The sequence below is a fragment of the Rhodovulum sp. P5 genome, from assembly GCF_002079305.1.
In the GTDB taxonomy this organism is placed as follows: Bacteria; Pseudomonadota; Alphaproteobacteria; order Rhodobacterales; family Rhodobacteraceae; genus Rhodovulum.
The window spans coordinates 1292956-1314855 of the sequence record NZ_CP015039.1 but is presented as its reverse complement, the minus strand read 5'-3'; the positions used below and the strand labels follow the sequence as shown (position 1 = coordinate 1314855).

Genomic DNA, 21900 nt, shown 5'->3' with positions numbered 1-21900 from the left:
GATGACCTTGCCCGCCACGATGCGTGCCGTCGAGATTTCAGAACCAGGCGGCCCCTCTGTCCTGAAGCTGACGGAGCGTCCGGTGCCCCGCCCGGGGCCGGGCGATATCCTGATCCGGCTGGCCTATGCCGGGGTCAACCGGCCTGACGCTTTGCAGCGGGCCGGGCTTTACGCGCCGCCGCCCTGGGCCTCTGACCTGCCCGGACTGGAAGGGGCGGGTGAGGTCGTCGCCGTTGGCGCAGATGTGGCCGACGTGGCGGTGGGCGATAATGTCTGCGCGCTGCTGCCCGGCGGCGGCTATGCCGAATATGCCGTGGCCCCCGCGGCCCACGCCTTGCCCGTGCCCGACGGTCTGGGCCTGAAAGAAGCTGCCTGTCTTCCCGAGACATTCTTCACCGTCTGGTCCAACGTCTTCATGCGTGGAGGATTGCAGGCGGGGGAGCGCTTCCTTGTCCATGGCGGGTCTTCGGGGATCGGGACGACGGCAATTCAGTTGGCCAACGTCTTCGGGGCGCGGGTGTTCGCGACCGCCGGCAACCCCGAGAAATGCGCCGCCTGCACTGGGCTGGGGGCAGAGCGCGCGATCAACTATCGCGAAGAAGACTTCGTGGAACTTCTGCGTGCGGAAGGTGGGGCGAACCTGATCCTCGACATGGTGGGGGGCGATTACCTGCCGCGCAATGTCAAGGCGCTGGCAGACGAAGGGCGGCTTGTTCAAATCGCTTTCCTGCAAGGGCCCAAGGTCAGTCTCAACTTCGCGCAGGTGATGATGCGCCGCCTGACGATCACCGGGTCGACGCTTCGCCCGCAGTCGGATCTTGCAAAGGCGCACATTGCGGACGAATTGCGCGCCCGGGTCTGGCCTCTGATTGCTGCCGGGCGGGTGGCCCCGGTGATGGATTCGGTGTTCCCGTTGGACCGTGCCGCCGATGCACATGGCCGAATGGAGGCGGGACAGCATGTGGGCAAGATTGTTCTGCACATTTATTAACCTTGCGGTCTCCGTTTAACGCCCGGATAAGCAAGGAGAACAAATTGTTTCCACCTGTCGCATTGCCACAATCTCGCCTTCCTTCTACCTCATTTGACAGGCGAGCACCTTCGGCTCGCGTGTTAGCGGTAAGGGGAATTGCCATGAAAAAGATTGGCTTGGCTGGCCTGGTACTTGCCGGGTCCATGACGGCGGCCTCGGCGAATACGATCCATTTGACGTATCTCGGACCGAGCCACGGTTTCGAATCCATCAATTACAGCACCCTGGGTATCTCGGGTATTGCCGACGGTTCGCATGCCGGCGTTGCCGGTGAATTCCAGCTGTCGTCGCCGGAACTCGGGAGCCTGGTGGCTTACTGTGTCGATCTGGCGAACACGATTTCGGGGAACACGTCCTACACCTACGAGTATGACGCGACCCTTTTCACCAGCGACGTGGTGGACAATCTCGATCGTCTGTTCACGCAGCACTATGCGGATGTTGTCGACAGCGTGACGTCGGCGGCCCTCCAGGTGCTGGTCTGGGAGATGGTGTACGACACGGGTGCTCTGGACCTGTCGTCGGGTGCGTTCGTGCTGAACTCCGGTGGTGCGGTTGCGACGACCGCGTCGGCTTGGCTGTCGTCGCTGACCAACGACTCTGGCGACTATAACCTGGTCTTCCTGGAATCCGACACGGACAGCCAGGACCTCGTCACGATCGACCCCGTGCCGGTGCCGGCCGCGGGTCTGCTGATGCTCGCCGGTCTCGGCGCGTTCGGCGCGGTTGCCGGTCGTCGCAAGACGGCCTGATTTCGGCAAAGCGATACGGTTCGTCCCGCGTTCGGTGGGGCGTACCATCTTTCGTCTGATGGATAGGGCCTGCGCGCCCATCGCTGTGCTTTGTGCGATGGCAGTCCCTGTTCGACAGTACGACTGTCAGTGCAAGCATTGCGTGCTGCGTCTTCGGCGTAAGCGTGCACATTGACAGAGGTGTCCTGGAACGAGATCGGGGGCTCTCGTTTCCGGGCATCTTTTTTTCCAATGCTGGTTTCGAAATGATGGCATCGCGCCTTTCGGCGCCGCTGACCTTATGGCCTGCCGGTGCCGGCGGGCCGTTCCTTACGGGTAGGCCGCCTTGGACCGCTCGTTCGCGTCCGGGCTACACGGGACTCAGGCGTAGCCGTCCTTCTGCGCGCTGTACATGGCCGCGTAGAGACCGCCCCGCGCCATCAGATCCACATGCTTGCCCTGCTCGGCAATCCGACCGGCATCCAGAACATAGATCCAGTCGACATGCGCGATGGAGGAGAGACGATGCGCGACAATGATCGTCGTCTTGCCCTCCGACAGGCGCGACAGGGCGCCCTGAATCCGTTCCTCCGTGCGTTGGTCGAGGGCTGAGGTCGCCTCGTCCAGCAGCAGGATCGGCGCAGACCGCAGGAAGGCACGGGCAATGGCGATCCGTTGCTTTTGCCCCCCCGAAAGCTGGCTGCCCTTCGGGCCAAGCGGCGCATCCCCGCGGGTGCGGATCAGATCGGCGATTTCGGCGGCTTCGGCCGCGGCCCAGATTTCGGCCTCGGTCGCGTCTGGCCGGACGTAGCGGATGTTTTCCCAGATCGAGTCGTTGAAGATCACGATGTCCTGCGCGACCACCGAGAACGACTCCCGCAGGTCGCGGACGCGGATGTCCCGCACGTCGCGCCCGCCGATGGTGATCGCGCCCGCCTGCACGTCGTAAAGCCGCGTGATGAGGCTCAGGATCGTGGTCTTGCCAGAGCCGGTGGCGCCCACGATTGCGGTGGACGCACCGCCCCTGATCCCCATGTCGAGCCCGCTGAACAGCGGCGTTGCGGGATCATAGGCGAAGGTGACGTTGTCGAACTGGATGTCGCCGGCGCGTTCGAAGTCTGACACCGCGTCGGGCGCATCCGCGATGGCAGGCCGTTCGCGATGGATCGCGCGGATGCTGTCCAAAAGGATCAGATGCGCCTGCAGTCGGGCAAAGAACTGCGCCACCCGCCGGGCCGGATCGAACAGGATCACCAGCCCCAGCAGGAAGGTCACGATCCCGGCGGCATCCATCCCGAAATTGCCACTCAACACCATGTAGCCGCCGCCGCCGATCACCAGCACGTAGACGAAGGCCGACACCAGGTCGATGGAGGGCATGACCAGCGCCTGCGCCGCCTGAAGTCGGATCGTCAGGTCGCGGATATCGGAGGTCGCATCCAGCAGGCGGGCGCGTTCAAACGGCTCCTGCCCGAGGATCTTGACCGTGCGCATGCCGTTCGACATCTCTTCGATGCCGTTCATGTAGCGGCCCGTCGCGGCCTGCGCCTTCGCCTGGATATCCTTGATCCGGTGAGAAACGACCTGCATCATCAGGATGATCGCCGGGATGACGATGATCGCGGCCAGAAACAGGAGCGGCGATTTCAGGATGAGATAGCCGGACACGATAATCACGGTGATCACGTCCCGCACCGCGCCGACGATGGACTGGCTGATGAAGTTCGTCAGCGTGTTGGCCTGTTCGACCAGCCGCAGGATGATGTCGCCGGCCTTGGTCCGTTCGAAATAGGCCAGATCCAGCCGCAGCAGGTGATCGATCAGGTCGCCGCGCATCTTCATCACCGCGTTCCCGGCAAGCCAGCTCGACATCCGGGGCACGATGTAGGACAGGAAACCACGGGTTGCGAACAACACGAACACGATGGCGCAAACCCGGATCAGGTCGGCGACGGACTCTTTTTCGAAGATGACGCGCAGGCCGTTTTCGGTCAGCGACAGGAACTGCTGATAGACGACGCCCTGCAGGCTGACCATGACAAGGATCAGCACCAGCCAGGGGGCCTTGTCGCGCAGGTACTGGACCCAGAACCACGCGATATTGTCGGTGTCATCCTTGTGAAACAGCGGCCGGCGGGTTTTCTTTGCAGAGCGCATGTCGGGTTCTTTCCATGCTGGCCCCGGTTGCGTGCCTGCGCGGGGCAGGGCGCGCCTGTCATCGCGCCGTGGCACGGTGGGTAGTTGCAGCCATGGAAGAGGTCAACCGCCTGTGGCTCGGCTAGGGCATTCCGGGCCTGCCGGACGGGACGCGGGGCCGTGCCAAGTTAAGGCCGGGCAACGTTCCGCTGAAAAAGGCGACAGGCCCGCGCCGGGATCGGCACGGGCCTGTCAAATCGTGCGGCCTGAAATCAGGCGGCGCGACGGCGCTCCCACACCAGCAGGACAACGGCAGCCAGCGCGGCAACCGCGGCGGTGCCTTCCAGCGCGCTGATTTCCGGAACGGCGAACGCGTTCGCGGAGGCCGCGGTGGCGGCAAAGACAGCGGTGAGGGTCATGATAACAGTTTTCATTCATCTACTCCTTTACGATGGTTTTCGAGGCATGAACCAATACCCCGTTGGGTGTTGCGGGCTTCCCCGCATGTGACGGCAGCCGACCCGCAAGACGGCTGCCGACAAGGGTTGCTGCATCAGCAGATGCAATCGACCGCATCGAAATCAAATGCGACGATGAAGGGTTGTTGGATCCCGCTTACCTCAGGGTTGGGATCCCAGATGAACCCGGCGACGTTGCCATCTCCCTCGAAGGAGTAGCCATGGCCATTGGCATCGGCATCCGCGAGGATGGCATCGACAATGCTCTCGGTCGCCATGCTGTAGCCAGTGTAGTCGCTGGAGGTGATGGTATCGGTCAGTTCCCAGATGGCAAACTGGATATCCCAATCGTCCACGTTGCTAAAGTTGGCATCGGCATTCCAGTCCTTGGCGACGATGTACTGGATCAGGTCCAGGTTGTCTTCCGGCGTGTTGCCGTTGAACGAACTGACCTGATCGTTGTCGAAGATGTCCTCGTCGTCTTCGAACAGTTCCGCGTCGGCAAGCCCGAACACGTCACCGGAAACCGCCGTGTTCAGTGGGATCGGGTCGGTGAAGCTGAGGCAGTAGGCCTTGGTGAAACTTTCACCATCGAAACGATCATCACCGGAGCCCGAGACCGTGACGTTGAATGCCCCCGCATCGGCCAAGGCGCCGGTAACGATCAGATCGGCCGTTGCCGGGAACGTTTCCGCCAGCGACGCGTAGCTGTTTGCATCGCCGCAGAAGGACAGCGTCATATCGGCCGTGTCCGTTCCGCCCGTTCCATCGGAGATGGTGTAGGAGACGGTCAAGGTTGCATGATCGCCGATGTCGAGGTCGGCCAGCGCTGAACTGGCGTCGAATTCGATCCCGTCCGCGGTCAGCGTCGCCGTGAGATCGTCAAAGGTGATCACGACGCCATCCGTCGAGGTGACCGTTCCGCTCAGGGTGACTTCGTCACCGAGATCGGACACGCTCTGCCCGCCGATGGCGACAATGCTCAGCGCAGCATCGCCCTCGTCGTCGCTGTCGTTGCCCAGGACATCGACAACCAGCACCTCGTCGGCACAGCCGCCAGCGGTGTCGTCCACCGCATCGGGATCGGCATTCAGACCCGCGTCGATGGTCAGAACTTCTTCGCCGATGCCAATCACGATCTCGTCCGTTGCACCGGTGGTCACGTCAGCATTGCTGTCGACTTCGTCATCAACGCCGGCGTACTGCTCGGTGAAGTGGAACCCGTTCGGCTCGTCGAAATCGACGATGTAGGTTCCGGCGGCCAAACCCGAGAAGAGGTACTTGCCGCCATTCGCCGTCTGGGTCGTGGCCACGATGTCGTCGATATCGCCGTCGCCATCGGTGTCGGCCAGCAGCGTCACCGTGACATCATCAAGACCAAGCTCGCCCGCGTCCTGAACACCGTTGCCGTTCTCGTCCTGCCAAACGATGTCCCCGATCGATGCGGTTTCCGGGTCGGCATAGCCCGCGTCGAGATCGGCGGTTTCACCGATGCCGACAGAGACCGTGGCGGTCTGGCCGTCGGTGCCGGCGTCGCTGTCGATCGCGTCGTCCCCGGCGTCTTGTGCCACGAGGGTCTTGCCGTCGACGGTTTCGGGGAAGACCACGTAGTAGTCGCCCGCCGGCAGGCCGGTGAAGCTGTAGGTCCCGTTACTGTCGGTGGTCGCGGTCAGGCCGGTCGTGGTGCCGTCGCCGTTGAACAGCTCGACTTCGACGCCCGAGATCGGCGTGTCGCCGGTGGTCTGGGTGTCGGAACCGTCATTGTCGGAGAACACCGTGCCGGTGATCGAGGCGGTTTCCGGGTCGGCATAGCCCGCGTCGAGATCGGCGGTTTCACCGATGCCGACAGAGACCGTGGCGGTCTGGCCGTCGGTGCCGGCGTCGCTGTCGATCGCGTCGTCCCCGGCGTCTTGCGCCACGAGGGTCTTGCCGTCGACGGTTTCGGGGAAGACCACGTAGTAGTCGCCCGCCGGCAGGCCGGTGAAGCTGTAGGTCCCGTTACTGTCGGTGGTCGCGGTCAGGCCGGTCGTGGTGCCGTCGCCGTTGAACAGCTCGACCTCGACGCCCGAGATCGGCGTGTCGCCGGTGGTCTGGGTGTCGGAGCCGTCATTGTCGGAGAACACCGTGCCGGTGATCGAGGCGGTTTCCGGGTCGGCATAGCCCGCGTCGAGATCGGCGGTTTCACCGATGCCGACAGAGACCGTGGCGGTCTGGCCGTCGGTGCCGGCGTCGCTGTCGATCGCGTCGTCCCCGGCGTCTTGCGCCACGAGGGTCTTGCCGTCGACGGTTTCGGGGAAGACCACGTAGTAGTCGCCCGCCGGCAGGCCGGTGAAGCTGTAGGTCCCGTCATCGCCGGTGGTGGCGGTCAGGCCGGTCGTGGTGCCGTCCCCGTTGAACAGGACGACCTCGACACCCGAGATCGGCGTGTCGCCGGTGGTCTGGGTGTGGGAGCCGTCATTGTCGGAGAACACCGTGCCGGTGATCGATGCGGTGCCCGGGTCGGCATAGCCCGCGTCGAGATCGGCGGTTTCACCGATGCCGACAGAGACCGTGGCGGTCTGGCCGTCGGTGCCGGCGTCGCTGTCGATCGCGTCGTCCCCGGCGTCTTGCGCCACGAGGGTCTTGCCGTCGACGGTTTCGGGGAAGACCACATAGTAGTCGCCAGCCGGCAGGCCGGTGAAGCTGTAGGTCCCGTTACTGTCGGTGGTCGCGATCAGGCCGGTCGTGGTGCCGTCGCCGTTGAACAGCTCGACCTCGACGCCCGAGATCGGCGTGTCGCCGGTGGTCTGGGTGTCGGAACCGTCATTGTCGGAGAACACCGTGCCGGTGATCGATGCGGTGCCCGGGTCGGCAATCCCGGCGTCGATGTTCCAAACGGTTTCGCCGGTGTTGACGGTGATCACTTGCGTCACACCGGTTGTCGGGTCGGCATCGCTGTCTTCGTTGCTGTCGCCACCCGCCGGATCGCCGACGCCCTGCTCGATGAGGGTCAGGCCGTCGATTTCGGTCGGGAACTGAACGTAGTAGTCGCCCGCGACGAGGTTGTCGAAGCTGTACCAGCCGTCGTCGCCTGTCGTGGTTTCAGCGACCTGCTCGCCCGCTGCATTCAGCAGGATGACGGTCACGCCGACGACGGACGGTTCCCAAGTGTTGCTGCCGTCGTTGAGCCACTCGGTGTTGTCGCCGTTGGTGTCTTCGAACACGCGGCCCTTGATCGCTCCGGTGGCCGGCTGATCGTCCTTGCAGAGTTCGATCTTGTCGATGCGGACATATTCACCGGCGTCGCCGTCGGCCTCGATCGTGAGCACATCGCCGTAGCCGAGTTCGAGATCTTGCAGCGTGAACTCGGAGAAGCCGCCATTGTCGCTGCCGGAGCCGTCGTCGTCCTCGTTCAGGATGATGGTGCCGACCTCGACGCCGTTCACCTTGACCGTCAGGGTCGACTGGCCGTCGCATTCGTCCTGCACCACGATCTTGAAGTCATAGGTGCCATCGCAGCCCTTGAACGTGGTCGAAAGCGTGCCGTCAACGTCACGGCCGGTGCCGCAGGCGAGCTTGACAAGTTCGCCGCCGGAAGCCTGGGTGCCGCAGACCGTCGTGAAGCCATAGGCCGTCATGTCCTCGGCTTCTATGGTCACGCACGGGGCGCAGTCGGGTTCGCAAAGTTCGATCTTGTCGATGCGGGCGTATTCACCGCAGTCACCGACGCCTTTCAGAACGATCTTGTCGCCGTATTCCAGTTCGACGCCCGCAATCGTGGCAGTCGACCAGCTGGACGAGCCGTCGCACCCGTTGCCGTCGTCATTCTTGTTCAGGCAGATGGTTTCGACATAGCGCCAGCCGCAGTTGTTGACGACATAGACTTCGATCCGGCCCTGGCCGTCGCTTTCGTCCATGTAGTCGATGCTGAGGTCGAGCGCGCCCGCTTCACCCTTGTAGGTGGTCGAGGCATAGCCGGTGGAGGAGCACAGCTTGATGCCGGCGCCGTCAGAGGCATCGCCGCGGCCTTCGACCGTGTAGCCGCAAAGTTCCATGTCTTCGGCTTCGATCACGGTGCAGGAGCCGTTGCCCTCTGCCACGTCGTTGACGCAGACCGTCAGCAGTTGGGTGGCTGTCCCGCCCTTGCCGTCGTCGACCTTGACCAACACCTTGTAGGTATTGTCGTTGCAGACATCCTGCGGGTTCTCATAGTCGGGGGCGGTCTTGAAGGTCAGTTCACCGGTCGAGGCGTCGATGGTGAAGAACGCGGCGTCGTCGCCACCCTCGATGGAGTAGGTCAGGGCGTCGCCGTCGGCGTCGCTCGCATCCACGTCGATGACGAAGGTCGTGTTCTCGTCGACGGTGATGCAGTTGGCCGCGTAGTCGTCAGAGAAGGTCGGGGGCGTGTTGTGAGCCTCCTCGCAGGTCGCGAGGCAGTTGAAATCGACAAGGTTGCCGGAAACGTTGCAGGTGTTGACCACCGTCAGGTCGGTGCCAGCCGCCGGCACATTGCCGTAGAAGGCAAAGTAGTCGCCTTCGCCGTTGCAGCCTTCGACCTCGATCTCGATCAGGTAATAGACGTTGCCGTTGCCGTCTTTCAGGACGTGATAGCATTCGGCGTACATTTTCGCCCCGACCGGCGCACCGTCAATATAGGTGTCCTGGCCGTAGCGGTCCGACGACCGTTCATTGTAGCAATCGTCGCCGCTCAGGTAACGGTCCCCGTCATACGTCGACATGCAGACTGCGCCGGAGCCCGGCATGGTGAACTTGGCACCGCAGCCGATATTGCCGCCCATGGCGTCCTCGGAAAAGGCCGACCACTCGTACTTCTTCTCGCAGTCGTAATACCGGTCATAGTAATAGGTCATAGTTCCCTCGCTCACAGTGCCTTCTGCGACACAACGCATTCCTCCCCCGCCATGTCGGGGGACTCGTCAGTTTCACTCGAGTAGAGCTGTTGATCGAGGATGCAGGGATGCAGCCGTGAACTGACCAAAACGGCCAGATCAACGCATTCGACGCCACATGCAATGTCAGGAGAATGCCGCCCACCCACGGCCCTGACCGCAGGTTACGCCAAGTCGCTACACACCCAATCCGACCTCATCGGTCCCTCGTCACCAAGTCTCGCACTCCACGGGCGACTTTACACAAGAATTCCGCAATTGCCGCATGTTTTTTTCAAACTTGATCCAAAACTTTGGCTTCGGTGCGGCGGCGCTGCCCATTGTTGCGCGTGGGTCGAAAGATCTTCTGATTCGCGCCAATTGTCCGCAATAGGTTTCCATGAAAGCTTCGAATCGACGGCATTTCTGCGGCGCGAAGCAAGGGAAGACCCAGAGTTTAGATCCATCCTGAGTCGTGCGTGGTGCCGTTTTCGGCCGGGGGGTGCCCCGCCCTATATTGGGCGGCCTTTCCCACTGGCGTTGATCCAAGGGACAAGCTAGGGATGCGCGCCAAGGAGAGCGGAACATGGCAAGGATCAAGCCTCAATCGGGCATACTCGACATCGCGCCCTATCAGGGTGGGCAATCGCAGATCGCGGGCCGATCCGATGTGGTGAAACTGTCGTCGAACGAGAACCCCTTCGGCCCGTCCGAACGGGCGCGTGCCGCCTTTGCGGCCACGGCGGCGGCGCTGCATCTGTATCCGTCCACCGATCACGCCGCGTTGCGGGCCGCGATCGGAGAAGTGCACGGTGTGGACCCCGCGCGGGTGATCTGCGGGGCCGGGTCGGATGAGGTCATCGCCTTCCTGTGCAACGCCTATGCCGGCCCGGGGGACGAAGTGATCCATACCGAGCACGGGTTCGCGATGTACCGGATTTCGGCCCTGGCCGCCGGGGCGACCCCGGTGGAGGTGCCGGAACGCGACCGTACCGTCGATGTCGATGCCATCCTTGCGGCCTGCACGGACCGGACCCGGCTGGTGTTCGTGGCGAACCCCGCCAACCCCACGGGCACGATGATTTCGGCCGAAGACACCGCACGGCTGGCGGATGGGTTGCCGGATCAGGCGCTGCTGGTGTTGGACGGGGCCTATGCCGAATGCGTCGAAGGGTTCGATGGCGGGGCCGCCGTTGTCGAGGGGCGCGAGAATGTCGTGATGACGCGCACCTTCTCCAAGATATACGGTCTTGGCGGTTTGCGGATCGGCTGGGGCTATGGCCCGGCCGAGGTGATCGACGTGCTGAACCGCGTGCGGGGGCCCTTCAACCTCAGCCGCGCGCAGCTTGACACGGCCGAGGCCGCGGTGCGCGACGTGGCGTATACCGAGAAATGTTGTGCCGAAAACGCCCGGCTGCGCGACTGGCTGGTGGTGGAACTGAACGCGGCCGGCGTGCCGACCGATCCGTCCTTTGCAAACTTCGTTCTGCCGCGGTTCCGGGACCGGGCCGAGGCCGAGGCCTGCGACGACTTTCTGAAATCCGAAGGTCTGATCGTGCGCCGCGTTGCTGGCTACAAGCTTCCCGATGCCCTGCGGATCAGCGTGGGGGACGAAGCCGCCTGCCGCCGCGTGATCGAGGCGATCACCCGGTTCAGGGAGGCGGCGGATGCCCGTGCTGTATGACCGCGTTGCGCTGATCGGTCTGGGGCTGATCGCGGGGTCGATGGCCCATGCCATGCGTCGCGGCAATCTGGCGGGTGAGATCGTGGGCACCGCCCGGTCTGCGGAAACCCGCGCCATCGCGCAAGAGATCGGATTGTGCGACCGGGTGGTGGATACCGCCGCCGAGGCGGTCGAGGGGGCCGATCTTGTTGTCCTTGCGGTGCCCGTCGGCGCGATGGGGGCCGTGGCCCGTGAAATCGCCCCGCATCTGAAACCCGGCGCCACGGTTACCGATGTCGGATCGGTCAAGCGGGCGGTGATTTCGGCGGTCGACCCGCATATTCCCGAAGGCGTGCATTTCATCCCCGGTCACCCATTGGCCGGGACGGAGCATTCCGGGCCCCGCTCTGGCTATGCCGAATTGTTCGACAACCGCTGGTGCCTGCTGGTGCCGTCGGGCAATGCCGATGTCGGGGCCATCGACAGGCTGCGCGCGCTTTGGGAAGGCATGGGGGCCCATGTCGACCTGATGGACGCCGATCACCATGATCTTGTTCTGGCGGTAACCAGCCATGCGCCGCACCTGATCGCCTATACCATGGTGGGGGTGGCCGACGATCTGCGCCGCGTCACCGATAGCGAGGTGATAAAGTATTCCGCCGCGGGTTTCCGCGATTTCACCCGGATTGCCGCGTCTGACCCGACGATGTGGCGCGACGTGTTCCTGACCAACAAGGACGCCACCCTGGAAATCCTTGGTCGCTTCACCGAAGAGCTGTTCGCCCTGCAGCGGGCGATCCGGTCCGGCGATGGCGAGTTGCTGTTCGACTATTTCACGCGGACCCGTGCGATCCGCCGCGGTATCATCGAGGCCGGGCAGGATACGGACGCCCCGGATTTCGGGCGGGCCAAGGCACGTTGACCGGGCGCACCCTGATATCCGCGCTGATCCTGGCGCTGGTCGCGGGGCAGGGGGCCGCGCGGGTGCCCGATGCGTCGCCCCGTCCCGTCCCGCGTCCGGTGGTGGCGGAGAATTCGGCGGCAATGGCGCCTGTCGTGGTGCGCGACGATGCTACCATTCGCCCGATGCCGCGTCCGTCCATCGGCGCTGCCGCCCCGTCGGGGGCCGGGGCTGGCCTTCGTCCCAGGTTGCGGCCGGCGCGCGCCGGGGTGCCGACCCGGGTGGTCGAGGTGTCGAGTTCGGTTGCGTTGACCCGTTCGGCCCGGCCGGAGCCGCGCCCCCGGACACCCTATCAGACCGCCTCACTCACCGCGGCGGGGGTGCGCAGCCAGCCCTCGACCGTGGTGACGGGACCGCAGGGGGCCGTTTGTGGTGACAAGGCGATCCGCGGGCAAAGCCTTGCGCCGATCCCGGGGCGGCTCCGCGGTTGCGGCGTGGCACGGCCGGTGCGGGTCAGTTCTGTCGACGGGGTGCCGCTGACCCGGCCCGCAACGATGGACTGCGATACCGCGCGGGCGCTGAAGACATGGGTGGCCAAGGGTGTGAAACCCGCGGTCGGGCGCCTTGGTGGCGGTGTCGGGTCGATCCGGGTGGTCGCCGACTATGCGTGCCGGACCCGGAACAACCAGCCCGGCGCGAAGATTTCCGAACATGGCCGGGGCAAGGCGGTGGACGTGGCGGCCATCAACCTCAAGAACGGCGTGGCGCTGAGCGTGCTGAAAGGCTGGACCGATCCGGTGCAGGGCAAGCTTTTGCGAAAGATGCATGCGGCCGCCTGCGGCCCGTTCGGCACGGTTCTGGGCCCGCGTTCCGACCGGTTTCACCAGGATCACTTCCACCTGGACACGGCGCGCTATCGCAGTGGTCCCTACTGCCGGTAGGCCGGGCCCGGGCTACCGGATGCTGAAATCGGGCGCGGGGCCAAGCGGCACAGGGCCAAGCCATGTCAGCCCGCGGGCAAAGCGCAGGGGCACATCGATGGTCTCGGGCCGTCCCGACAGCCCCGCGATCAGGCCGAGCGTTGCCTCCACCTGATCGGCGACCCCGTCGGACAACCGGCCCGAGGCACGGGCGATTGCGATCATGTCCCGCCAGTTCGTGGCCCGCAGGGTGACATCGCCTGTGGGCAGGCCATCGGCGTCTACATCCAGCGCGCCCGCCGCCTGCACGGCAAGGTCACCCCACTTCGCGTCCAGCATCGTCAGGTCCAGCCGGGTGATCTGCGGGCGCCGGTCTTCGATGGCGTGGCGGTCCCACTCGGTGTCGAAATCGACAAGCGCCTGAAGGCGAAGGTGGTCGAACAGGTCGGGCAGGATACCGGCCCGGTCGAGCATCGCAACCAGCGGCGCGGGTGGTCGCATCTGGCTGGCCTCAAAGGCGATGCTATAGCGGGCCTCGGCCCCGTCTTCCGCATCCGCCACAAGGCTTGCACCGGCCATGTCGGCCGTCCAGCCCGCGGTCGAGATGAGGGTGAACCCGTCCAGATCGGCCTGACCGTGGGTCAGTGCCAGCGCCGGGCCGGGGCGGAAATGCAGGGCGGCCTGCATCCGCTGTGCCCCGATGTCGATCTTCTGGTCCGGCGTCGACAGTTGCTGGCGGTCCGGCCATGTGGCGTGGATTTCATGGGGCTTGTAGCTTTTCGCTGCGAAGCGAAATTCTGGCGCTGCCCAGGCGAGGCCAGTGTCCGGGTCGGCCAGCGTCAGACCGGTGATCGCCGCGTTGAACGCGGTCGGAAACCCGGTCACGCCGATCTTGCCGGCATCGGCGACCCAGCTTTCGCTGCGCCGCTCCTCCAGCCAGACCTGCAAACCCGACTCCAGCAGGCGCGCGCTGACCAGCCAGTAACCCGACCAGATTGCGGCCGTCGCCAGAAGAACCATCAGAACACGCCGCATCGACCTGCCCCTTTTCCCGCTCTCTCGAATAGGGTTTACAGGGGGCACATGGCAGGGACCAGTGGAATGCGCGACGGGCTTTGGGTTTTCGGATATGGATCGCTTTTGTGGAACCCCGGTTTCCCGGTGGCCGACCGGCGCCTTGCGCGGCTTGACGGCTGGCATCGCAGCTTCTGCATGCGCTCCATCCACCATCGCGGGACAGAGACGGAGCCGGGGCTGGTTCTGGCGCTCGACTCGATGCCGGGGGCGTCGTGCCACGGGCTGGCGCTGCGGGCCGAGACCGGGACGGAGGCGGACACGCTTGCCTATTTGCGCGAACGCGAACTGATTTCCTCGGCCTATCTGGAGACCGAGGTCGAGGTCACGTTCGAGGACGGACCCGGCGTGCAGACGGTTCTGGCCTATGTCATCGACCCCGAGCATGTTCAGTATTGCGGGGGCCTGCCGCTGGAGGATCAAGCCGAGATCATCGCACGCGCCCGCGGCGGGATGGGGCCGAACGACGAATACCTGTTCAATACCGCGGCCCATCTGGCGGAACTCGGCATCGAGGACGCAGATCTTTCATGGCTGGCGGATCGCGTCCGCGCTATGTCGCGGCTTTGATTCTTGTGGCGCGGGTTTTCATGCAATAGGCTTAACTTCAAGGAAAAAACCGGGCAGGGCCCAGCCTATGGCGATGACCGAGCGCGAAGCGGAGCCTCAATTTTCCCGCCCGCTGCGCCAAATCTTCCTGATGCTGTTCGCGGTCGGGCTGTTCTCGGCCGGGGCTTATGTTGCCTTTCCCAGTGTTCAGCCCGTCTTTCTCGCCAACCCCTATCTGAACGGCGCGATTCTGTTTGTCTTCGTCATCGGGGTGATGGCCTGCTTCCTGCAGGTGATCCAGTTGATTGCCTCGGTTCATTGGATCGAGGGGTTCGTCGCCCGGACCCCGGGGCATGAGATCACGCGCGCGCCGCGGCTTCTGGCCCCGCTGGCGGCGCTTTTGCGCAAGCGCGAAAAGCGGATGCAGATCAGTTCCGCCTCGGCCCGGTCAATCCTTGAATCCGTCGCCACCCGGATCGACGAGGCGCGGGATATCACGCGCTACATTACCAATCTGCTGATCTTCCTTGGGCTTCTCGGCACCTTTTACGGCCTGGCCACGACCGTTCCCGCGGTGGTCGAAACCATCCGCTCGCTCGCCCCGCAGGAAGGGGAGGGCGGGGTAGAGGTCTTCGGCCGCCTGATGACCGGCCTTGAGGCGCAGCTTGGGGGTATGGGCACGGCCTTCGCCTCTTCCCTGCTTGGTCTTGCCGGGTCGCTGGTGGTGGGGCTTCTGGAACTGTTTGCAAGCCACGGTCAGAACCGGTTCTACCGGGAACTGGAAGAATGGCTGTCGACGATCACGCGGCTGGGCTTTTCCAGCGGCGATGGAGAGGGTGAGGGCGGTGGCGAGGCCGGCATGCTGGCCGCAACGCTCGACCAGTTGGCAGAGCATATGGACGGGATGCAGTCGCTCTTCGTCCGGTCCGAAGGCGCCCGCGATGCGTTACAGGCCCAGGTGGGCACCCTTGTCGAGGCGGTGAACACGCTTGGCGTCGCGATGGAACAACAGTTGGACGACCGGCAAGCCCTGACCGCCGCGTTGACCCGCATGGCCGAAGGGCAGGAACGCGCCGTCGCAGTTATCGAGAAACGGGTGGAGGAAGGCGGGCTTCTCGCAGATACCGAGGCGCATATGCGCCTGCGCTCCATCGACGTTCAGCTTCTGCGCATTCTGGAAGAGATCGCGGCCGGGAGGCAAGAGACCCTGACCGACTTGCGCGGCGATCTGGCGGAGATCGGGCGGGCGCTGTCGCGTCTCGACCCCGAGGGTGAGCGGTGGAGTTGACGTCATGGCCCTGACCCGGCGCGGCGGAAACCGGTTTCAGGCCTCGATCTGGCCGGGTTTCGTCGATGCCATGACGGCGCTGTTGCTGGTGCTGATGTTCGTGCTGTCGATCTTCATGATCATGCAGGTCATGTTGAAAGAGACGATCACTGGGCAGGAAACCGAACTTTCCGAACTCGGGTCGCAACTATCGGCATTGGCTAATGCGCTTGGCATCGAACGCACGCGCACGGCAGAGTTGGAAGAGGAACTCGGCACGCTCGGCTCGGCCCTGTCGGAGGCGCGCGCCGAGGCGGAGACGCGGGAAGCGTTGATCGCCTCCTTGCAAGGCCGCGTGGCGGCGCAGGCGGCCGACCTAGAGGCTGCCGGTGTGCGGATCGCCGATTTCGAGACGCAGGTGGCCCGGCTGCTGACCGAGCGTGATGCGGCGCGGACACGCGGCGCGGCCCTGACCCAGGAGATCGCCGAACTGGAGGCGACCCGTGCTGATCTGGAGCAGGCGCAACAGGCGCTGATGTCGGAGCAGGAGCAGCTACAGTTCGCCCTTGCCGCTGCCCGGGAGGCGATCGACGCCGGGGTTGAGGCCGCGCGGCTGGCCGCGGCCAAGCGCGAAGCGTTGGAAGCCCTGATCGCGGATCTCAAGACAAAGAACTCTGATAGCGAGGCGGCCCGTCACGCGCTTGAAGGTCAGGTCGCGGACTTGCGCGCCGATCTGTCCGAAGAGGAAGCCGCGCGGCTGGCCGAAGCCGCGGCAGCAGAGGCCTTGCGTCGGAAACTGGCGGGCTCCGAAGACGAACTGACCGCGATGACCCTGGTGCTGGAGGAGGAACGCCGGAAGGCCGAGGAAACGCTGACCCTGTTGGCCGCGGCAGAGGCAGCGAAGCAATCCCTTGGGGAGAAACTGACGGACGCGCTGGCCGCAGGGGATGCGCTGGGGAACAACTTGGCCGCGGTCGCGGCCGAGAAACAGGCCCTGGGGGATCGGCTGGGCGATGCGCTTGCGAAAGGTCAGGCGCTGGGGGAACAGCTTTCGACCCAAATGGCTGCGCTGGACCGTGCCGGGGATGACCTTGCAGACGCGGACAGGGCCCGGCAGGCGCTGGAGGCCGATTTGAAACGCGCGCGGGCCGAAATTGCCGCGCTGCGAAATGAAGTGGGCGACAAGGCGGAGATCGAACGCCGTCTCGCCGCCGCGCTTGCCGCGAAGCTGGCAGCAGAGCAGGCGGCCGATCAGAACCTGAGTGCGGCCGAACAGCGTGCGGCCCTTCTGGCCGAGGCCAACCGCACGCTTCAGGCCGAGGAAGCACGCTCTGCCGAGGACCGGCGCAAGCTTGCCCTGCTGAACCAGCAGGTGGCTGCGCTGCGCGCCGATCTGGGCAATGTCCTGTCGCTGCTGGAACAGAGCGAGGCGCGGGAGTCGCAGGCACAGGTTCAGATCGACGACCTTGGGGCGCGGCTGAACGTGGCATTGGCGCAGGCCGCCGCGGAACAGCGAGCCCGGGCCGAACTGGAAGCTGCCGAACGCCAGCGGCTGGAGGAAGAGGCGCAGCGTTTGGCCGATGAGGCGCGGCGTCTGGAAACCTACCGGTCGGAGTTCTTTGGCGAATTGCGTCAGCTTCTGGCGGGGCGCCCGGGCGTGCGGATCGAGGGGGACCGGTTCGTGTTCTCGTCCGAGGTGCTGTTCCAGATCGGGAGCGCCACGCTGTCGGAGGATGGCAAGGAGCAGATCGCCAAGGTCGTGTCGATCCTGCGGGACGTGGCGGATCAAATCCCGGCCGAGATCGACTGGATCCTCAGGGTGGACGGGCATACCGACAACGCGCCTTTGGTCGAAGGGGCAGCCTTTGCTGACAACTGGGAACTGAGCCAGGCCCGGGCGCTGTCGGTCGTGCGCTTCATGGTCGACGATCTGGGCTTTCCCCCCGACCGGCTGGCCGCTGCGGGGTTCGGCGAGTATCAGCCGGTTGAAGCTGGCGACAGCCCAGAGGCCCGCGCCCACAACCGCCGGATCGAACTGAAACTGACCGAGCGGTGATAGCCATCCCGGAAAAGAATGTCCCCCGCGACCTTTCGGTGCGGGGGACCTGACTAGTCCGGTATCGCCGTTCTGGCGATCAGTCTGCTGTCAGCAGAGGCGGCCGTTTCGAGTCGAGCCGACGTTTCTCCGGCTCCTCTATCTCCAGGTCGAGTTCGCCGTCTTTGACACCGACCTTGACCACACCGCCTTTGGCCAGCTTGCCGAACAGCAGTTCCTCGGCAAGCGGTTTCTTGATGCTTTCCTGGATGACGCGGGCCAGCGGCCGCGCCCCCATCTTGTCGTCGTAGCCCTTGTCGGCCAGCCATGCGGCGGCTTCGCGGGAAAGCTCGATCGACACGCTGCGATCCATAAGCTGGGCTTCCAGTTGCAGCACGAACTTCTCGACCACCTGCATGATGACCTCTTTCGGCAGCGGCGCGAAGGAGATCACGGCATCCAGACGGTTGCGGAACTCGGGCGTGAAGGTCCGCTCGATCGCGGCGGTATCCTCGCCCTCGCGCCGGTCGCGGCCAAAGCCGATGGCGGCCTTGGCCTGTTCCGCGGCGCCCGCGTTCGAGGTCATGATCAGCACCACGTTGCGGAAGTCCACCTGACGGCCGTTATGGTCGGTCAGCTTGCCGTGGTCCATCACCTGCAAGAGGATGTTGAACACATCCGGATGCGCCTTTTCGATCTCGTCGAGCAGCAGCACGCAATGCGGGTTCTGGTCGACGCCGTCGGTCAGAAGACCGCCCTGATCGAAGCCGACATAGCCCGGAGGCGCACCGATCAGGCGGCTGACCGCGTGCTTCTCCATGTATTCCGACATGTCGAAGCGGAGCAGTTCCACGCCGAGGGTGGAAGCGAGCTGCTTCGCGACCTCGGTCTTGCCGACACCGGTGGGCCCGGCGAACAGGTAGTTGCCGATGGGCTTTTCAGGTTCGCGCAGACCGGCCCGGGCCAGCTTGATCGAAGCGGCGAGTGCCTCGATGGCCTTGTCCTGTCCGAACACCACGCGCTTGAGTGTCGTTTCCAGGTCCTTCAGCACCTTGGCATCGTCCTTGGAGACGCTTTTCGGCGGAATGCGGGCGATCTTGGCGACCACGGCCTCGATCTCCTTGGTGCCGATGGTCTTGCGGCGCTTGCTTTCGGTCAGCAGGTGCTGGGCGGCGCCGGCCTCGTCGATCACGTCGATGGCCTTGTCGGGCAGCTTGCGGTCATGGATGTAGCGCGCCGACAGTTCCACCGCGGTCTTGATCGCGTCAGAGGTATACTTGATGTCGTGATGCTCCTCGAAATAGGGCTTGAGACCCTTGAGGATTTTCACGGCATCGTCGACCGACGGCTCGCTGACATCGATCTTCTGGAACCGGCGGGACAGGGCGCGGTCCTTTTCGAAATGCTGGCGGAACTCCTTGTAGGTGGTCGAGCCCATGCAGCGCAGCTTGCCGCCCTGAAGTGCGGGCTTCAGCAGGTTGGAGGCATCCATCGCGCCGCCGCTCGTGGCGCCCGCGCCGATCACGGTATGGATCTCGTCGATGAAGAGGATCGCGTCGGGGTGATCTTCCAGTTCGGTGACGACCGCTTTCAGACGCTCCTCGAAATCGCCGCGATAGCGGGTGCCGGCCAGAAGCGCGCCCATGTCGAGGGCATAGATCGTGGTCTTCGACAGAACCTCGGGCGTCTCGCCGCCAACGACCTTGCGGGCCAGACCTTCCGCGATGGCGGTCTTGCCGACACCCGGATCGCCGACCAGAAGCGGGTTGTTCTTGCGGCGACGGCACAGCACCTGGATGCAGCGTTCCACCTCGTCCTCGCGGCCGATCAGCGGATCGACCTCGCCCTCGCGCGCCTTGGCGTTCAGGTCGACGCAGTATTTCGCAAGCGCGGATTCCCGGGCGTCGTTGCTTTCGCTCTGGGAACTGGCGGCCTGCGCCTCTTCCTCGAACTCGTTGGCGCCGGTGATCGGGCGATGTTCGCCGAAGGACGGGTCCTTCGCCACGCCGTGCGCGATGAAGTTCACCGCGTCATAGCGCGTCATGTCCTGTTCCTGCAGGAAGTAGGCAGCGTTCGATTCCCGCTCCGCGAAGATCGCGACAAGAACGTTGGCGCCCGTCACCTCGGTCCGGCCCGAGCTTTGGACATGGATCGCGGCGCGTTGGATCACGCGCTGGAAGGCGGCCGTCGGCACCGCTTCGGACCCTTCGATATCGGTCACCAGCGTCGACAGTTCATCCTCGATGAATTCGTTCAGGGTCTTTCGCAACTCCTCGAGGTCGACGGAACAGGCTTGCATGACTTTGGCTGCGTCCGGTTCGTCGATCAGGGCCAGAAGCAGATGTTCCAGCGTCGCAAGTTCGTGCCGACGGGAATTGGCCAGCGCGAGTGCGGCGTGGATGGCTTGCTCGAGTGTGTTCGAAAATGAAGGCACGAGGCGTGCTCCTTTCCTTCTGGGGCGGAGGGGCGTGAGCCGTTCCTCCACCATGGTCTCTTACGGTTAAGTTTTGGTGTTTGTCGGCCTGCTTCAAGTTTTTTCTGTTCAAAAGTTCGGCGTGCGTGTCCGAACGCCCGGTTTTTCGGCACCCGTTCCGGGCTCAGAACCGGTCCTTTCGCTGGCGGATTTCGGCGAACACGTCGGAATCGGGCCGGTTTTCCATGCCGAGGGCCGATTTCACCTGCGGCAGGCGCGCACGCAGGAACGGGTTGGTGGCAAGTTCCTCGTCGATGCGGGCGGGAACCGTCGGTTTGCCTTGGGCCCGTAACTCGGCCACCCGTTCGATGCGATCCTGCAATGCGGGGTTGTCGGGCTCGACCGATTGCGCGAACCGGCCGTTGGCGATGGTGTATTCGTGCCCCGAATAGACCTGTGTCTGCGGCGGCAGCGTGGCGAGTTTCGACAGGCTGGCCCACATCGTGTCGGCGTCGCCCTCGAATAGCCGTCCGCAGCCGAGCGCCATCAGGCTGTCGCCGGTGAAGACCGCGGCACTGTCGGGGAAGAAATAGGCGATGTGGCCCATGGTGTGGCCCGACACGTCAAGCACCCGCGCGGTTTCGCTGCCAACGATGATCGTGTCGCCCTCTTCCACAGCGAGTTCCAGTTTCGGCAAGCGGCCCGCATCGGCCGCAGCACCGATCACACGCGCGCCATGGGCCGCGCGCAGGGGCTCTACCCCGCCGATATGGTCGTGATGGTGGTGCGTGATCAGGATGTCGGTCAGCTTCCAGCGATGTTGCCCAAGGGCCAGCTCGATCGGTCCGGCATCCGGGGCATCGACGACCGCGGTGGCGCCTGTTTGCGCGTCATGCAGCAGATAGGCGTAGTTGTCGCTGAGACAGGGGACGATGACGATCTCTAGGGGCATGGCAATCTTGCTCCGCATGGCTATCTTGAAGTCCTCTGGACCTTGACCCAACGGTATCGCGCGCGGCAATGCATCTCGACGTTCTGGACCTGAGGAATTTTTACTACCGGACCAATCTGGGGCGCGCGGCGCAACGGGCAATCCGAGACCAGGTGCTGGAGTTCTGGCCCGAGGCGAAGGGGCAAACGGTGGCGGGCTTCGGTTTTGCGGTACCGCTCTTGCGGCCCTATCTGCCGGAGGCCCGCCGCGTGATCGCCCTGATGCCGGGACAGCAGGGCGTGATGCCGTGGCCCGCCGGGCAGGCCAATGTCTCTGTCCTGTGCGAGGAAACCGCCTGGCCCTTGCAGGACGGATTTGTCGACAAGCTGGTTTTGCTGCATGGGCTGGAGACCAGCGAAAACCCCTCGGCGCTTTTGGACGAGGCATGGCGGGTCTTGGGCCCCGGCGGGCGGGCGCTTTTCGTCGTGCCGAACCGGTCGGGGCTTTGGGCACGGCGGGACGGCACGCCTTTCGGGTTTGGTCGTCCCTACAGTTCCGGCCAGCTGGAGGCGCAATTGCGCCGCCATGCGTTTGAGCCCGAACGGTTTCGCGCGGCTCTCTTTGCGCCGCCGGCGAACAGGCGATTCTGGCTTAGAACAGCGCCCATGTGGGAAAACGCCGGCCGTCGCATGTCGGCCTATTATGCGGGCGGTGTGCTCATGGTAGAGGCGGCCAAGCGGGTCTACCGCCCCTCCGGCACTGTCGTCAGGGAAGAGCTTCCGCGTCCGCTGCGCATTCTCGAAGGGTTGCCGCAGCCGGGGGCGGAACCGGCATGAGCCCAACAAAAAAAGGTGTAATTGCCATATCCGCGCCAGAAGAATGGTCGCCTTTCGCCGTCGGATCTTCACTTGCCAAACCGCC

The 21900-nt window shown here is 64.5% G+C and carries 15 protein-coding genes; 9 read left to right on the top strand and 6 right to left on the bottom strand.

From position 1 onward, the window contains the following. Position 1 precedes the first annotated feature (1 nt). Both RGUI_RS06440 and RGUI_RS06435 read left to right on the top strand, forming a co-directional pair. On the top strand, positions 2 to 991 hold the full coding sequence (locus RGUI_RS06440; RefSeq protein ID WP_081532293.1) for an NAD(P)H-quinone oxidoreductase: 990 nt from the start codon (positions 2 to 4) through the stop codon (positions 989 to 991). A 143-nt stretch (positions 992 to 1134) separates the two neighbouring features. Next, the gene (locus RGUI_RS06435; protein ID WP_081532292.1) at positions 1135 to 1785 is read left to right on the top strand and encodes a VPLPA-CTERM sorting domain-containing protein; all 651 of its coding nucleotides are present in this window, start codon (positions 1135 to 1137) and stop codon (positions 1783 to 1785) included. Positions 1786 to 2145: 360 nt separating this feature from the next. Here the strand turns inward: RGUI_RS06435 and RGUI_RS06430 are convergent, their stop codons facing one another. From RGUI_RS06430 to RGUI_RS06425, 3 genes are all read right to left on the bottom strand, one after another. Next, positions 2146 to 3921: an ABC transporter ATP-binding protein gene (locus RGUI_RS06430; RefSeq protein ID WP_081532291.1), complete on the bottom strand. Its 1776-nt coding sequence runs from the start codon at positions 3919 to 3921 to the stop codon at positions 2146 to 2148. A gap of 251 nt (positions 3922 to 4172) precedes the next feature. Next, a complete protein-coding gene (locus tag RGUI_RS21130) occupies positions 4173 to 4334 on the bottom strand; it encodes a hypothetical protein (protein WP_156882887.1) in 162 nt (53 codons plus the stop codon). Between the two features lie 119 nt (positions 4335 to 4453). After that, entirely contained in the window at positions 4454 to 9223 is a 4770-nt protein-coding gene (locus tag RGUI_RS06425) for an SdrD B-like domain-containing protein (RefSeq protein ID WP_172841093.1), read from the bottom strand. 589 nt (positions 9224 to 9812) lie between these two features. On the opposite strand from RGUI_RS06425, the gene hisC reads away from it, so the two are divergent. Genes hisC through RGUI_RS06410 form a run of 3 tightly spaced genes read left to right on the top strand, consistent with a single transcriptional unit; the run spans position 9813 to position 12731 of the window. After that, positions 9813 to 10910: a histidinol-phosphate transaminase gene (hisC, locus tag RGUI_RS06420; RefSeq protein WP_081532289.1), complete on the top strand. Its 1098-nt coding sequence runs from the start codon at positions 9813 to 9815 to the stop codon at positions 10908 to 10910. Then, positions 10894 to 11811, top strand: coding sequence for a prephenate/arogenate dehydrogenase family protein (locus RGUI_RS06415; RefSeq protein ID WP_081532288.1), 918 nt, complete (start codon positions 10894 to 10896; stop codon positions 11809 to 11811). The genes hisC and RGUI_RS06415 overlap by 17 nt, the downstream gene beginning before the upstream one ends. Continuing rightward, on the top strand, positions 11808 to 12731 hold the full coding sequence (locus tag RGUI_RS06410) for an extensin family protein (RefSeq protein WP_253798902.1): 924 nt from the start codon (positions 11808 to 11810) through the stop codon (positions 12729 to 12731). The genes RGUI_RS06415 and RGUI_RS06410 overlap by 4 nt, the downstream gene beginning before the upstream one ends. A gap of 12 nt (positions 12732 to 12743) precedes the next feature. Here RGUI_RS06410 and RGUI_RS06405 read toward each other — a convergent pair whose 3' ends face one another. After that, the gene (locus tag RGUI_RS06405) at positions 12744 to 13745 is read right to left on the bottom strand and encodes a DUF2125 domain-containing protein (RefSeq protein ID WP_081532287.1); all 1002 of its coding nucleotides are present in this window, start codon (positions 13743 to 13745) and stop codon (positions 12744 to 12746) included. A gap of 48 nt (positions 13746 to 13793) precedes the next feature. Here RGUI_RS06405 and RGUI_RS06400 point away from each other — a divergent pair, with 48 nt between their 5' ends. The 3 genes from RGUI_RS06400 (at position 13794) to RGUI_RS06390 (ending at position 17656) form a co-directional block, all read left to right on the top strand. After that, entirely contained in the window at positions 13794 to 14354 is a 561-nt protein-coding gene (locus RGUI_RS06400; protein WP_253798899.1) for a gamma-glutamylcyclotransferase, read from the top strand. A 67-nt stretch (positions 14355 to 14421) separates the two neighbouring features. After that, positions 14422 to 15621, top strand: coding sequence for a biopolymer transporter ExbB (locus RGUI_RS06395; protein ID WP_081532285.1), 1200 nt, complete (start codon positions 14422 to 14424; stop codon positions 15619 to 15621). A 4-nt stretch (positions 15622 to 15625) separates the two neighbouring features. Then, the gene (locus RGUI_RS06390; protein ID WP_081532284.1) at positions 15626 to 17656 is read left to right on the top strand and encodes a peptidoglycan -binding protein; all 2031 of its coding nucleotides are present in this window, start codon (positions 15626 to 15628) and stop codon (positions 17654 to 17656) included. 79 nt (positions 17657 to 17735) lie between these two features. Here RGUI_RS06390 and clpA read toward each other — a convergent pair whose 3' ends face one another. Both clpA and gloB read right to left on the bottom strand, forming a co-directional pair. Further along, complete coding sequence (gene clpA / locus RGUI_RS06385; protein WP_081532283.1) at positions 17736 to 20069, bottom strand: ATP-dependent Clp protease ATP-binding subunit ClpA; 2334 nt, start codon at positions 20067 to 20069, stop codon at positions 17736 to 17738. A gap of 163 nt (positions 20070 to 20232) precedes the next feature. Beyond that, the gene (gloB, locus tag RGUI_RS06380) at positions 20233 to 21000 is read right to left on the bottom strand and encodes a hydroxyacylglutathione hydrolase (protein WP_081535991.1); all 768 of its coding nucleotides are present in this window, start codon (positions 20998 to 21000) and stop codon (positions 20233 to 20235) included. 68 nt (positions 21001 to 21068) lie between these two features. Between gloB and RGUI_RS06375 the strand changes: the two genes are divergently transcribed. Beyond that, the gene (locus RGUI_RS06375; RefSeq protein WP_081532282.1) at positions 21069 to 21815 is read left to right on the top strand and encodes a class I SAM-dependent methyltransferase; all 747 of its coding nucleotides are present in this window, start codon (positions 21069 to 21071) and stop codon (positions 21813 to 21815) included. Positions 21816 to 21900: the final 85 nt, after the last annotated feature.